This is a genomic window from Bacteriovorax sp. Seq25_V (assembly GCF_000447795.1).
In the GTDB taxonomy this organism is placed as follows: domain Bacteria; phylum Bdellovibrionota; class Bacteriovoracia; order Bacteriovoracales; family Bacteriovoracaceae; genus Halobacteriovorax_A.
Genome location: NZ_AUNI01000021.1, coordinates 38,632 through 52,466, shown reverse-complemented (window position 1 = coordinate 52,466; position 13,835 = coordinate 38,632). Strand labels below are relative to the sequence as shown.

14 protein-coding genes are annotated in these 13,835 nt (G+C 34.6%); 11 read left to right on the top strand and 3 right to left on the bottom strand.

Features of this window, described 5'->3' with window-relative positions; genetic code table 11:
* The first annotated feature begins 63 nt into the window (after window positions 1–63).
* Genes M900_RS14965 through M900_RS14955 form a run of 3 tightly spaced genes read left to right on the top strand, consistent with a single transcriptional unit; the run spans window position 64 to window position 2,624 of the window.
* Window positions 64–837 (top strand): hypothetical protein, encoded by a 774-nt coding sequence (locus M900_RS14965; protein WP_021275812.1) that lies wholly within the window; start codon window positions 64–66, stop codon window positions 835–837.
* A complete protein-coding gene (locus M900_RS14960; RefSeq protein ID WP_021275836.1) occupies window positions 830–1,789 on the top strand; it encodes an aminoglycoside phosphotransferase family protein in 960 nt (319 codons plus the stop codon). The genes M900_RS14965 and M900_RS14960 overlap by 8 nt, the downstream gene beginning before the upstream one ends.
* Complete coding sequence (locus M900_RS14955; protein WP_021275943.1) at window positions 1,779–2,624, top strand: NTP transferase domain-containing protein; 846 nt, start codon at window positions 1,779–1,781, stop codon at window positions 2,622–2,624. The genes M900_RS14960 and M900_RS14955 overlap by 11 nt, the downstream gene beginning before the upstream one ends.
* On the opposite strand, the gene M900_RS18070 is transcribed toward M900_RS14955, so the two are convergent.
* Window positions 2,608–2,799, bottom strand: a complete 192-nt coding sequence (locus M900_RS18070; protein WP_084703633.1) for a 4Fe-4S binding protein — start codon at window positions 2,797–2,799, stop codon at window positions 2,608–2,610. The genes M900_RS14955 and M900_RS18070 overlap by 17 nt on opposite strands.
* 390 nt (window positions 2,800–3,189) lie before the next feature.
* Here M900_RS18070 and M900_RS17840 point away from each other — a divergent pair, with 390 nt between their 5' ends.
* The 3 genes from M900_RS17840 to M900_RS14940 are packed head-to-tail and all read left to right on the top strand — an operon-like array spanning window position 3,190 to window position 4,386.
* Window positions 3,190–3,552 carry a hypothetical protein gene (locus tag M900_RS17840; RefSeq protein ID WP_198296033.1) on the top strand — a complete coding sequence of 121 codons (363 nt, stop codon included), beginning with the start codon at window positions 3,190–3,192 and terminating at the stop codon, window positions 3,550–3,552.
* A gap of 8 nt (window positions 3,553–3,560) precedes the next feature.
* Complete coding sequence (locus M900_RS14945; RefSeq protein WP_021275833.1) at window positions 3,561–3,989, top strand: hypothetical protein; 429 nt, start codon at window positions 3,561–3,563, stop codon at window positions 3,987–3,989.
* A 31-nt stretch (window positions 3,990–4,020) separates the two neighbouring features.
* On the top strand, window positions 4,021–4,386 hold the full coding sequence (locus M900_RS14940; protein WP_198296031.1) for a hypothetical protein: 366 nt from the start codon (window positions 4,021–4,023) through the stop codon (window positions 4,384–4,386).
* An 11-nt stretch (window positions 4,387–4,397) separates the two neighbouring features.
* On the opposite strand, the gene M900_RS14935 is transcribed toward M900_RS14940, so the two are convergent.
* Entirely contained in the window at window positions 4,398–5,231 is an 834-nt protein-coding gene (locus M900_RS14935; RefSeq protein WP_021276036.1) for a TIM barrel protein, read from the bottom strand.
* 208 nt (window positions 5,232–5,439) lie between these two features.
* Here M900_RS14935 and M900_RS14930 point away from each other — a divergent pair, with 208 nt between their 5' ends.
* From M900_RS14930 to lspA, 4 genes are read left to right on the top strand one after another with little or no spacing between them, the layout of a single operon-like run.
* Entirely contained in the window at window positions 5,440–6,204 is a 765-nt protein-coding gene (locus tag M900_RS14930) for a hypothetical protein (RefSeq protein WP_198296029.1), read from the top strand.
* Window positions 6,201–8,087 carry an ATP-binding protein gene (locus M900_RS14925; protein ID WP_021275786.1) on the top strand — a complete coding sequence of 629 codons (1,887 nt, stop codon included), beginning with the start codon at window positions 6,201–6,203 and terminating at the stop codon, window positions 8,085–8,087. The genes M900_RS14930 and M900_RS14925 overlap by 4 nt, the downstream gene beginning before the upstream one ends.
* Before the next feature lie 12 nt (window positions 8,088–8,099).
* Window positions 8,100–9,599 (top strand): sigma-54 dependent transcriptional regulator, encoded by a 1,500-nt coding sequence (locus M900_RS14920; RefSeq protein WP_021276032.1) that lies wholly within the window; start codon window positions 8,100–8,102, stop codon window positions 9,597–9,599.
* 9 nt (window positions 9,600–9,608) lie between these two features.
* Window positions 9,609–10,106 carry a signal peptidase II gene (lspA, locus tag M900_RS14915; protein ID WP_021276029.1) on the top strand — a complete coding sequence of 166 codons (498 nt, stop codon included), beginning with the start codon at window positions 9,609–9,611 and terminating at the stop codon, window positions 10,104–10,106.
* On the opposite strand, the gene M900_RS17415 is transcribed toward lspA, so the two are convergent.
* A complete protein-coding gene (locus M900_RS17415; RefSeq protein ID WP_021275747.1) occupies window positions 10,103–10,531 on the bottom strand; it encodes a 4Fe-4S dicluster domain-containing protein in 429 nt (142 codons plus the stop codon). The two genes, lspA and M900_RS17415, sit on opposite strands and share 4 nt — an antisense overlap.
* A gap of 150 nt (window positions 10,532–10,681) precedes the next feature.
* Between M900_RS17415 and icmF the strand changes: the two genes are divergently transcribed.
* Window positions 10,682–13,834: a fused isobutyryl-CoA mutase/GTPase IcmF gene (gene icmF / locus M900_RS14905; RefSeq protein ID WP_021275928.1), complete on the top strand. Its 3,153-nt coding sequence runs from the start codon at window positions 10,682–10,684 to the stop codon at window positions 13,832–13,834.
* Window position 13,835 lies beyond the last annotated feature (1 nt).

The following is a 13,835-nucleotide window of genomic DNA, read 5'->3' as shown; positions in this document are numbered from 1 at the left end:
TCGCTAGGGCCATATTCAAGATAAATCCCTTTAAAAATATATAAAAAAAAGTATAATTCTTAGATGGATAAGATTTTACTATTTTTACTAGTCATTACTTTAAGTAGCTGTGCCCTATTGAAAGGGAAAGATGAAACTTATGCAACTAACTACAAGCGAGAAATGGGTAGTGAAGATTATGCTAAGCATCTAGAAGCGATCACTAAAAAGTTTGTTGATAAAAATAAAAAGAAAATCAGAAAGATTAGTTCAGCAAATGATCCTTATATTAAATATCTTGTTGATAGAATTTCACAAAACAATGAAATCGTTATCTCGAAAAATAAGAAAGTAGATCTCTATATAGTTGAAGATAGACGGCCATTTTACTTTTCAATGCCAGAAGGTAATATTTTTATTTCTTCACAGATGTTTATAAAGTACTTTAAAAGCGAGGATATCTTCATTTCAGCCTTTACTAGTGAGTTTGCGAAAAGCACGCTATGGATTTATCAAAAGCAAATACTAATACCAAGAGAAGATTATAAAATAGAAAGTATGATTAAGTTTGCGAGACTACCTTTTATTGAAAAAGTAAAACTTAATAACTTGTCATATGAGATGATGAAAAGATCAGGGTATGATCCAGCAGCACAATTATTGTGGCTTCAAACACAAAATAGAAACACAATAGACTTCTCGTTTATGTATGAAGTTCCATCAGAGATGGCTAGAGAGGAATTCTACCTTAAGAACTATATTGTAAGTAAGGGTGACGAATCTTCTATTACCTATGAAAGAAATAGCAGTAGAATGTTTTATAACTTAAAGCAAAAAATTGAGAAAGCTTATGAGTAATGCAATACTTGAGGGTCTTAAGAAGAATGGTTATAGTGAAAAGATTGTATCAATAACAAAGCTGTCTGGTGATGCATCTTCTAGGGAATATTATCGTTTAGAGCTAGAAACAAAGAGTGCAATATTATCAAAAGAGCCTGTTGGTGGGTTACAAAATATAGACTTTTTCAAAACGACTAAGCTTTTCAGGAATCATATTAACACACCAGAAATATATTTTAAAAGTGAAGACTCTACTTACTTAATACAAGAAGATATAGGTGACGTACTCTTTCAGCAATATTATGTAGAGTTAAATATAGAAAGCAGAAAAAAAATATTAGAAAAAGTAATCGATGAAATTCTTAAATATCAATCGATAACTATAGGCGAATTTAAACGTCATAGTAGCTACGAGTTTGACGATGAGAAAATCGCATTTGAATTCGATCTCGCCTACAAGTTTTTTGTGAAAGAATACTTAAACGGATCAATAAATGAAAATTCAAAGCATGCCATAAGAGAGAACTTCTTGCGTTACTTTCGTGATCATAAAAATGTTGTATGCCATAGAGATATGCATAGTAAAAACTTAATGATTAAAAACAATGAGATCTTGAATATTGATTATCAGGATGCACGAACAGGCCCGCGATGTTATGACCTCGTATCATTCCTAGAGGATTGTTATTTTGATTATGGTGAAGATCTCAAAGAAGAATTAAAAAAATACTATTTTAAAAAATCAAATTTTAAAAATTATGAAGACTTCGAAAAAGAATATTCACTTGTAAAGTGTCAACGGTTATTTAAGGCCCTGGGGAGTTTTGCTTACTTAAAAATTGAGAAGAAGAAACTAGGGTATGAAAAGTACATTGGTCGAACATTCGAAAACCTACGAAGGGAACTGGAGAAAGTATCATCATACGAAGAATTCACATCCGAGTTAAGAAGAGCTTATTATGCAAATTGATAATTGCCTTATAACTGCAGCAGGTCTTGGTACTAGAATGGGGGTTATTGGTGAGAAACTTCCTAAACCTCTCTGGCCAGTGTTTGATACGACACTTCTTGATCTCCAGCTTGAATATGTTAAGCGATTTCATGCGAAGAGAATTTTTGTGAATGCCTATCACAACAGTGAAAAGATAATAGAATGGTCAAAAAACAAAGATATTACAGTTTTAGTTGAGGATGACTTACTTGGTAGTGGTGGCTGTATTCATAATTTAAAAGCTAGCTCAGAGGTCGTAGGACCAATAACTGCAGTCGTAAATTCAGATCAGTTTTTCTTACTAAGTGAAGAACAAATAGAAGAGGGACTAGACTTAGTGAGATCGGGGAACGACTCTGTAATTTATGGAATGCTTGTTAATAAAAATGAAAAATATAATGAAACAATTTGCGATAATAATCGGTTGATTGGAATCGAAAAGCCAAAAGGTGATAAAGACTATTATACCTTTTCTGGTGTGAGTATTATTAATCTCGATAGACTAGATTATAAAGAGGGTGCGAGTGGTTTCTTTGATAGTGTATGCAACTATCGAAAGAACAGTCAGATATATTTCTTTAACAAGACATCTGATGTGAAGTTTTGGGACTATGGAACAAAAGAGAAATATGTAGAGAATATTTTCAATGTTATAAATTCAGATACAGAGATGGAACGTATCATCCAAAACATTGGTATAGATTTGAATAACTATAACATAGACGATGGAATTTTAAGATTTGATCTGTATGATACATGTATTGATAGATTAAAACACACAATAGAAATTGAATCTATTATTGATCAGATTTAGATTTTTCTTTTATACATTCAACAGGACAAGTTAGGACACAAGCATTGCATAACGTACATGACCAAGTCTCTATAATGTACTTATCGCCATTTTGAAAAATTGCATTCTCAGGGCAAATCAGTCGGCAATTGTCACAACCGATACATCTATTTGTTATTTCTAAATAGTATTCCATAATGTAATATTATCGTATTAACAATAAAAGACTAGATGGAAAAAATTGATGAAAATCTATAAGAGAAATCTGATTATCTACAACACAGTACTTTATGTAATTTTGTCATTTGTATATTTACACGTATGTTTCTCACTTGATGCTGACATTTCAGCTTTAAACTTAGATCGATTCATAGGACTGGTTGCAGGACTACCTCTTTTATTGGTAATCGCTGGATTGACAATTTTGTCTGTTCTCTTGGTAAATAGCAGTTCGACAATAGTTCTTTCTATTTTTTCATTATTTATATTTTATAAAACGTTCTCGATATTCTTGATCACATACGATAAATTTCAGCTCGTTTTAAACTTTATTTATCTAATTACATCGTTCAACATCATCATCCTTATGAGGGATGAACTATCTAAGGCCCTCTACAGTCAAAACTATATAGAAGGTGCACTTGATGTTGGAGCTTATAAAAAAATGCGTATCAAACTAACTCAAAATGGAAAAGAAATTGAGGGTGCGATTACGAATTTTGATGAGGAGGGCTTTGTTGTAAAGCCATGCCAGAATTTAGAAATTTTAAGGGGAAGGTTAGAGTTTCTTATTATATTTGAAGGGAATACATTTGCAGGCATAGGTGAAATTGTGACTGTATTTAAAGAGAGTGTAGGAATTCAAGTGTTGAAAAGGGCAGATTCTTCTTCAAAGTTGGGATGGGAGGAATTGTATAGTATCATTTTCAAAAGAAACTATTCAGTTTAGGTGTATTTATGAAATATTTAATTCTTCTATTAGTCTTATGTTCTTGCATGAAAAAGTCGGGGCCAGATGAAGTTCTACAAAGCTACATTAATGATCGTTTTAATAAAGAGCTAACAAGAGAAGACTTCAAAGATTACTTTGCTGGTGAAATACTTCAAGAGTTAGAAGGGCTCGATGAAAAAGTCATCGGTGATCTCAACGAGGTTAAGCAGGCTAAGAAGAAGAAATTAGCAATAGATTTTAAAAGGTGTGATGAGGATAAGTGTTTTATAACTTATACTTTATCATATGATGCCAGTGCAAAGGCCGATGCAAGTCAAACTGGAGTTACGGTAAAAGTCAAGAAAATCGCTGAGTTACGAAGACTTGAAAACGAGTGGAAGATCTTCGGAATTACAGATATTAAAACTTTCTACGATTACGAATCAATTAATTAAGTTTTATTCACGATAGTCCGATAATACTGACATGATATTGTCGGATAAATTAAAAAGTCAAAATTTGAAACTTCTAGTGGATGAAACATATAAGCTCACTCCGCGACATTCTTCTTTTTATAAAGAACAAGAGCTTCAAATAAACTCCATCGAATTCAAGAAAAAATCTAATGGATGCTATATCCTTGAGTATGGTGGTAAATGTTTGGAAATTCCACAAAACTGGGGTGTGTTTGATCAAAAAAATAAAGAACAAATCTATCATTTAAAAGATCTTGATGAGACTTTCGTCAATATTATCCAAAGTTATTTTAAAATATCAGCTGAATTGTATCTCGGCTTTAATGACAATGGTCCATATTTCTTTATGGGGCCTGAAATAAAAAAAGCGGCCTAAGCCGCTTTCTCTTATAGTGAATTGTAATATTCTTTTAGCATTAATGCGTCCTTCTCAAGATTAGGACTGTTACAAATCATGTAACCAGCAACATCGTACTTTTTTAAAGATCTAAGAAGAGCCTTCCAGTCAAATTTAGACTCTTGAAGATTAAGATGCTTCAAATCACCTTTAGAGTTTGTGCTAATACCAGAAATATGAATATGCATATTATCTGTTGATTGTGATCCAAGCTCAGTTTTTAAAACTTCTAGAACTTCATCAAACTCTTTTTCTGAGTTAAATTTACCAGTTCTTGCATGAAGATGAGAAAAGTCCATGCATGGTCTACAAGATTCAACATTCTTAGTAAGAGTAATAAGCTCTTCTAGAGAACCAAACTGTGAAGTTTTACCAGTAAGCTCTGGACGTAATTCAATTTCAATATCAAGACGACTAAGTCTTTCTTCTATTACGTTCATACTTTTTTCAACTAAATCGAATACATCGTATGGAGAATCTTTCATGTAGAAAGCAGCGTGAAAAGTCATTGATTCAGCACCACAAAGATCCGAGATCTTAGCTGTTTGAATAATTCTTTCTACTGAAGAGTCAATCTTATCTTGTTCTCTTGCATTTAAGTTAATGTAATATGGACCATGAGAAGTTAATGGAATACCTAGTTCATATGAAATCTTTCTTAATCCGGAAGATACTTCTTCCTTCATTCTAACACCGTGAGCAAATTCAAGCTGCATACAATCTAGGCCAAGCTCGTGAATACGCTTAACGCCTTCGATTGGGTTATTCTTTTTAACTGTAGAATTTGGAACCCCTGCAGTACCGAATAATAATCTCTTTTGCATTCAAAACTCCCAATAATATATAAAAATCAAGTAAGACTTCTTACCATAAAAAAAGATTCGACATAAGCAGCGCTGCATAAACATTAATTATTTTAATGGGTTATGGCATGTTTTGTTTCGTGTGGAATCCCCTGAGTGCTTATAGCTAGAATCAGAAATTTTGTCTATAATGAACTAGATTCTGTGTAATATTGATAGGGGATTAATTTTGTTTAGAGTAATAATGTCATTGATTTTTATAGGGTTAGTCCAATTTGTGATGGTTGCAGTGGCGATGATAGTCCTCGTTCTGACGACAACAGTAGATTCTTATACAACAGCATTCTATGTAGCAGTGATAGCTTGGTCAGGCTACCTTGTGGCATCTGAATATATTTTCTTGTTCTTTTACAATGTTAAATCTGCTCAACTTGGCTCAGACCTTAGGGAGATTATAAATAACTTCTCGTACCGAAATGATGACAGGGACGTTATTGTTTACTCGTCGTCAACTTGCCCGCTAGTGATGAGAGTCGGTCTTCTTAATGGGGCAAAAATTTTGATCAATCAAGAAGAGCTAGAGAATTACTCAAAAGAGGAGATTATTTCATTGATTGATTTGGAGCTTTCTTACTCTAAAACACTAGCAAGCTTGGTAGAGGTTTTAATACAGAAGATATACTTTGTTACCTGGTTTCCTCTAGATCAGTTATTAGGGAAAATACTGGATGGGCATATAGTGAAGTATGTTTTAAGTCCATTTACTGGTTTTTACCGAGTGATTATTAAAAATTGTCGAAGCTCGTTTATATACACAGGAAAATTTGTCACGACTTTGCCACAAATTGTATTTAAGGCGAAAATAAGTACTGTGGCAAATGAAAGAATTCCATTGCTTGGCTATAGTTATAATAATTTGGAACATATGGTTTCAGCTGAAAATAGAATTCATAAAGATGTCACAAGGTTTAACCTTGATGAGATCGTTAGATGATAGACTTTAAAAAACTAAAAAAAATTGAACTTACAAATTATTACCCTCTTATATTTACAATCGTTTTTATTGTAGTTCTATTACAATATAAATTCCCCGCTCTTGAATCCGTCTTTTATGATTTTAGAGTTAAGTACGACATCGGGACAACATTCACAGATGACATTGTTGTAATTACTCTTGACGAAGAAAGTGATGAGTTTTTAGGTGAAAATTATCCATATACATATACAACATATCTAAAACTACTCGATAGGCTTTTCCAAGATGAGCCGAAAATCGTTAATGCCTTTGGCGTCTTTAATGACGCAATAACAGAGTCAGAAGAAACAAGTATGTTGTTGATGAAAAAGAAGATCAATGATTATCAATTGAGTGGCGGGGTCTTTAGATTTGCAACGGAAATTGATGGTTGGGGGGAGAGAGTACCGCCTAAAGGATTGCAGGAAATAGGATATTCACCTGCAATTATCAATATTGATAGTAGTAAATTTTCAAAAGATGATGTTTCTCGAAGAGCTGTTTTAAATGTATCAGGAGAAGAGACGCTGCACTTTTGGACAGCGAGTGAATATTTAAAACTGAAAGGTAAGAGAAGACTACGCTTAAATGACGTTAAGGGAGTTTATTACGTTCCCGAAGCAGATGCGAGTTTTGCATTATTTCGTTACTATACTTCACCTATTGAAAATAAAGGTCACTTGAAAAAAGTTCCATTCCATCGTGTTGTTGTTGGAAATGTTCCGCGTGGATTCTTTAAAGATAAGATTGTACTGATTGGTCCTAGTTATATTTCTAATGCAGGTGATTTTCTACTAACACCTCATAATAAAGAAGAGCAGCTTGCTTCAAAAATGAGTCTTCATGCAAATATCATACATGCACTAATAAATGGTAAGACTGTAAAACAGGTCCCCTTTACAGTTAGTGCAGTGTTATCTTTTCTTGTTGCAGTATTTCTCAGTATGGTAATATCTCGTATTCAGCCCGCAATGGGACTGATTATTACAATAATTACAATCCTTGGAACTATTATTGGGTCATATCTGCTCTTCGCGATATGGGGTTACTGGCTCTATATGACTCATCTTTTATTAACGATTTTTGTTGTCTATTATATCTGGGTACCTTTCAGGGCCATTGGTGAGTATCAACGTCGCTATGCTATTCAGGAGGAAACAAAACTCCTAAAGCAGGTTGAAAACTTAAAGCAAAACTTCATATCACTTATGAGCCATGACCTTAAGACACCTGTAGCAAAGATCGCAGGAGTGGCGGATAATGCCATCCAAAGGTATAAAGCCTCTGGAGACGATCATTTATTGGGATCACTTAAGTCTATCTTCGATTCCACAAAGGAATTAAATAACTTCATAACATCAATCTTGGACCTAACCAAGGTAGAGTCGAGGAACCTTTCAATTAACCTTGTGTCTAAAGATGTTAACACTATCATTGAAGCAATTGTTGATGAATTAGAATACGAAGCTAAGCAGAAAGAGATGATCATGAATGTTGAGCTAGGTCCGTTATATCCAATTGATATCGACATTGTACTTATTAAGAGAGTTATTTCAAATCTTGTTGAGAATGCGATAAAATATTCGGGACACGGTACGAGCATTACTGTGAAAACATGGGATGACGAGGCCTGGGTTTATATAGAAATATCAGATAGTGGAGTAGGAATTCCGGAAGATGACATTAAGAATATTTTTGAGAAATTTTATCGGGTAAAAAACGATGCGAGTCACAAGATTAAAGGAAGCGGACTTGGTCTTTATCTGGTAAAATATTTCGTAGAGTTACATGGTGGAACAATTGAAGCCAGCTCGGTACTCAACGAAGGTACAACGTTTTTAGTAAAATTAGTGAATAAATAATTGGAGTAAAGTATGCACAAGGTATTAGTAGTAGATGATGATAAAGTTCTACAAAGTTCAGTTAAAGAAGCACTTGAATTTCATCACTTCGCTGTTGATGTTGCAGATAACGGAAAAGAAGCACTCAGTGCTGTTTATAAAGAAAAATATGATCTTGTTGTTATGGACGTTAACATGCCTGAAATGGATGGTATCGAAGCATTAACGGAGATCAAGAAATATGATCCTTCAATTATTGTTATTATTCTAACGGCTTACTCGAATGTAACAGATGCTGTAAAAGTAGTAAAAGAAGGAGCTTATAACTATCTTGAAAAGCCAATCACTTCAGAGAACCTCGTTGCTTTAATTAAAAGAGCATTGAAGGCGAGATCACTTGTTGAAACGGTTGGGTTCTCAGCACCAACACTTTCTCTTGGAAGAGGTGAAGATAAGTTTGTTGGTGAATCAGATGTAATGCAAAAAGTCTTTAATGTTATCAGCAAGCTTGCACAAGTTAATACTCCAGTATTAATTAGAGGTGAGTCTGGTACAGGTAAGGAACTTGTTGCAAAGGCCATTCACTTCAATGGGCCAAGAAAAGATGAGAAGTTTGTAACTATTAACTTAGCAGCAATCCCTGATAACTTAATCGAATCTGAACTTTTTGGGCATGAAAAAGGTGCATTTACTGGTGCAACAGAAAGAAAGATTGGTAAATTTCAATTTGCAGACGGTGGGACAATATTTCTAGATGAAATTGGTGATGTTTCACCAACGATGCAAGTAAAACTTCTCAGAGTACTTCAAGAAAAGACTTTTACACCAGTTGGTGCAAATAGAGATGTTAAGTGTGATGTAAGAGTAATCGCTGCTTCACATAAGCCATTTGAAGAAATGATTAAAGAAGGAACATTCAGAGAAGATTTATTCTATCGTTTGAATGTTCTGCCTGTTTATCTCCCACCTCTTAGAGATAGAACATCAGATATTCCATATTTGATTAACTATTATGTTGCTTACTTTAATAATGTTCATAACCTTAATATCTCAGGGTTAACAGATGCGGCAGAAGTTGTACTTAAGGGTTATGCATGGCCAGGAAATATTAGAGAGCTTCGAAACGTAATAGAGCACGCCTTTATTATCGAGTCGGGTGATAAGATCGATGTTTCTTCTCTACCTGAAGTTGTAAGAAGAAGTGCAGGAAATACAGTTCAGGAAGATCATAGAGAAGAATCAATCATTGATTACAATGAGATTAAAGACTCTGTTCTTTCTGAGTCATCAAGTCGTGAGAAAGGTACAAGTAACGGTGCATACTCGTTTACATTTGCAAATTTTGGGGATGCTGGAGATGTTAGTCTTGATTTCCAAGAAGCGAAAGATATGTTTGAAAAAGAGTTTATTATTCAGGCATTGAGATTATTTAAAGGAAAGATTAATCAGACAGCCCTTAAGGCAAATATCCCTAAGAAGACACTTCTTAGAAAGATAGAAAAATACGAGATTAATCCAAAAGATTTTTATTAGGAATATATAATGGATAGAATATGGAAGATGAGCCTACTGATTGTAGGTATCATCCTTGCTGATCAATTTTCTAAAGGTGCAATTCAATCAAACTTTAACTTGGGTGAATCGGTAAATGTGATACCTGGTTTTTTTAACCTTACATACGTGAGAAATCCTGGTGTCGCTTTTGGCATGGGTGGAGCATTCCCTGATTGGATAAGACTTATTTTATTCAAAGTTGTTCCTGTTGGAGCTTGTTTTTGGTTCCTTTATCTAATATGGGACACTAGAAAGAAGTCACTTCTTCAATGTCTTTCATTCAGTATGATATTTGCGGGGGCTGTTGGTAATTTAATTGATAGAATTTCAATGGACTTCGTTGTCGATATGTTTGATTTTTATTTTAAGACGTACCACTTTGCTACTTTCAACGTAGCTGATGCGTCTATTTCAATTGCTGCCGGAATTTATTTAATTGACTATTTTTTGGAAGAGAGAAAAAAGAAAAATGAGAGTGTTGCTTAAACACTCTCTTCTGCTGGAGCTTCTTCTTTATCTAATGAAATTCCATACTCAGAATTGATTTTTTCAAGTTGAGTTTCTGGAATATAAAGTTCTGATTTTAAAGTTTCCATTCCCCACGCAATATAAGCATCTTGCTGCTCATACATTGTGATTGTTTCCCATGGGCAATCTTGAGAACAGTTTTGGCAACCGATACATCTTGCAAGATCAATTTCTACTGTCTGGTTAAAGCCTGGGTTTGACGGATTTGGTCCAGGTACAAGTTCGATTGAATCAACCGGACAACCTTGGATACAAACTTCACATCCAGTACAACCTGACTGATGAACAACAGCTAATAGCTTTGGACCCTTCTTACCTTTACGAGCCGGCTTTAGACGCGCTGGGTGATATGGATTTTCTACTAGTACTGATTCGTCACTCATAATATTATTCCTCTGTAATTCTACAAATAGAATTTTACCTCAAATAGGTATTAGATTAAAGCTGTTTTTGCCTGTATAAAATACATGAGGTATAGTCGCTTATCAATAAGTTATTAACATTTAAATATACAGAATTTCAAGGGTTTATCGATGAAACGATTAAGATTTGTTACGGCCGCCAGCTTATTTGATGGTCACGATGTATCAATAAATATTATGAGAAGGCTTTTACAGGCCAAGGGTGTAGAGGTAATTCACCTTGGGCACAATAGATCTGCACAGGAAGTTGTGGATGCTGCTCTATATGAAGATGTCCATGCAGTAGCATTAAGCTCTTATCAAGGAGGGCATAATGAGTACTTCGCGTATATTCGCGAGTTGCTTGATCTAGCAGGTGCAAAACACGTTAAGATTTTTGGCGGTGGTGGTGGAGTAATCACTCCAAAGGAAATTAAAGCACTACATGAAATTGGTATTACAAAAATCTATTCTCCTGAAGATGGTATGAAATTAGGTCTTGAGGGAATTATTGACGACATGATTGAAAAGGCAACCTACTCAACAATTGAAGGAGTTGATTTCAAGTCACTTCAAGGTAAGAACCTTTCCAGAACAGAAGTTTCAAAAGTAATTACATATATTGAAGATAAAGGTGAGTTACCATTTGATGTTAATTCAAAAAATACACCTGTGCTTGGTATCACAGGTACTGGTGGAGCTGGTAAATCATCACTAATTGACGAGTTACTACTAAGGTTTCATCAATATTATAAAGATAAAAAAGTTGCTCTAGTTTCTGTTGACCCAACAAAGAAAAAGACACAAGGTGCACTCCTTGGGGATAGAATTAGGCTTGGTTCAGCTTCGTTTGAAAACTTTTATATCCGCTCTTTAGCGACAAGAGATTCTAAGACTGAACTTTCACCGCAAATTTCTAAAACGATTGATTTCTTAAAGTCACAAGAGTTTGACCTGATCATTGTTGAGACTTCGGGGATTGGGCAAGCATCTGATGAAATTACAACTGTTGCCGATAAGTGTATTTATGTAATGACTCCCGACTATGGAGCTGCAACTCAGCTTGAAAAAATTGAAATGTTAGAACAGGCTGATTTCATTGTTTTAAATAAATTTGAAAAACCACGCTCAGAAGATGCACTTCGTGACATTAGAAAGCAGTATAGACGTAATCATCAATTATTTGCAGGTCACCCAGGATCTCCTGAAGATGATGGACTTCCAATTTATGGAACGATGGCTTCGAAGTTTAACGATCTTGGTGTAAACGCACTATTCTTTGATATCGCGTCTGCATTTGAATTTCAAGTTGCAGATCTTGCAGATATGTCTAAGCAAAAAGAGCCAAGTGATAAAACTAAAATTATCCCAGCAGAAAGAAGCTTATATTTAAGAGATATTGCGAAAACTTGTCGCGATTATAATCAAGAGACCAATAGAAGAGTGGAGCTTCTTAAAGATTATGATGCTCTTCAGAAATGTATTGAGTTAGTTGAGTCAAAAGAACTTGTGGCGAAATTTAACGAAATCAAAGAACAAATACCAGAAGACGTGTTTGCTGAGCTAGAACAATTTAAATCAACAACTGATCAATATAAAGCAGGTGTGTTTACGTACACGGTTAGAGGTAAAGAAATTAAAGTTCCAACAAAGTATACAAGCTTAAGTGGAAGTGAAATTTCAAAAGTTGGTTATCCGAAATTCTTATCATTAGTTGATACATATAACTTCATTCGTAAGTCGAACCTTCCTGGTTCGTTTCCATATGCTTCTGGGATTTTCCCATTTAAGAGAGCTGATGAAGATCCAAAAAGAATGTTTGCTGGAGAAGGTGGACCAGGTAGAACAAATAAGAGATTTCATTATCTTTCTAAAAACGATAAAGCGAAAAGGTTATCGACTGCTTTTGACTCTGTGACGTTGTATGGAGAAGACCCAGACACAAGACCAGATATCTTTGGGAAAATCGGTGAGGCGGGTGTATCGATCGCGACTCTTGATGATATGAAGTTACTATTTGATGGCTTTGATCTCTCTGACCCATATACATCGGTATCAATGACTATTAATGGACCAGCGCCAGTAATCTTAGCCCTGTTTATGAACACTGCAATTTCGCAGAAACTAACTGGGGACGATGTTTTTGATCATGATAAATATATTGAAATCATGAGAAATGTCAGAGGGACTGTTCAGGCTGATATTCTTAAAGAAGACCAGGCGCAGAATACATGCATCTTCTCTCTTGATTTTGCATTAAAAATGATGGGAGATGTACAGGAGTACTTCTGTAAGAATGCCATTAGAAACTACTACACAGTGTCTATTAGTGGTTACCATATTGCTGAAGCAGGAGCTAATCCAATCACGCAGGTAGCTTTTACACTTTCTAATGGTTTCACATTTGTGGAGTATTATTTATCTCGTGGAATGAATATTGATGACTTCTGCCAGAACCTTTCATTCTTTTTCTCTAATGGTCTAGACCCTGAATATTCTGTAATTGGTAGAGTTGCTCGTAAGATCTGGGCCGTAACATTAAGAGATAAATATGGTGCGAGTACAAAATCGCAGATGTTCAAATACCACATTCAAACTTCTGGTAGGTCATTACATGCACAGGAGATAGATTTCAATGATATTAGAACTACTCTTCAAGCATATCTCGCACTAAGTGATAACTGTAATTCACTTCATACGAACGCCTATGATGAAGCGATCACGACACCTACGGAAGAATCAGTAAGAAGAGCAATGGCAATTCAGATGATCATCAATAGAGAGTTTGGTCTGAATAAAACAGATAATCCAATGCAGGGAGCTTATATTATAGAAGAGCTTTCAGATCTTGTTGAAGAATCAATTCTGGCAGAGTTTGAGAGAATTTCTGACAAAGGTGGAGTTCTTGGAGCAATGGAAAGTATGTATCAAAGAAGTAAGATTCAAGAAGAATCACTTCATTATGAAACTCTTAAAGACTCAGGGGAATTCCCAATTATCGGTGTAAATACATATATCGCAGATAATATTGAAGAGCAGCTAAATCAAGAAATTGAAATTTCTCGATGCTCAGATGAAGAAAAAAATGATCAGATTAATAGACTTAATTCTTTCAAAGAAAGAAATGCTTCAAAATCTATAGAGGCATTATCAAGACTTAAAGAAGTAGCTCTAAGAAATGGAAATATTTTTGAAGAACTTCTCTATACAACGAAGTACTGTTCATTAGGTGAAATTACTAATGTTCTTTATGAAGTTGGTGGGAAGTATAGAAGGAATATGTAGT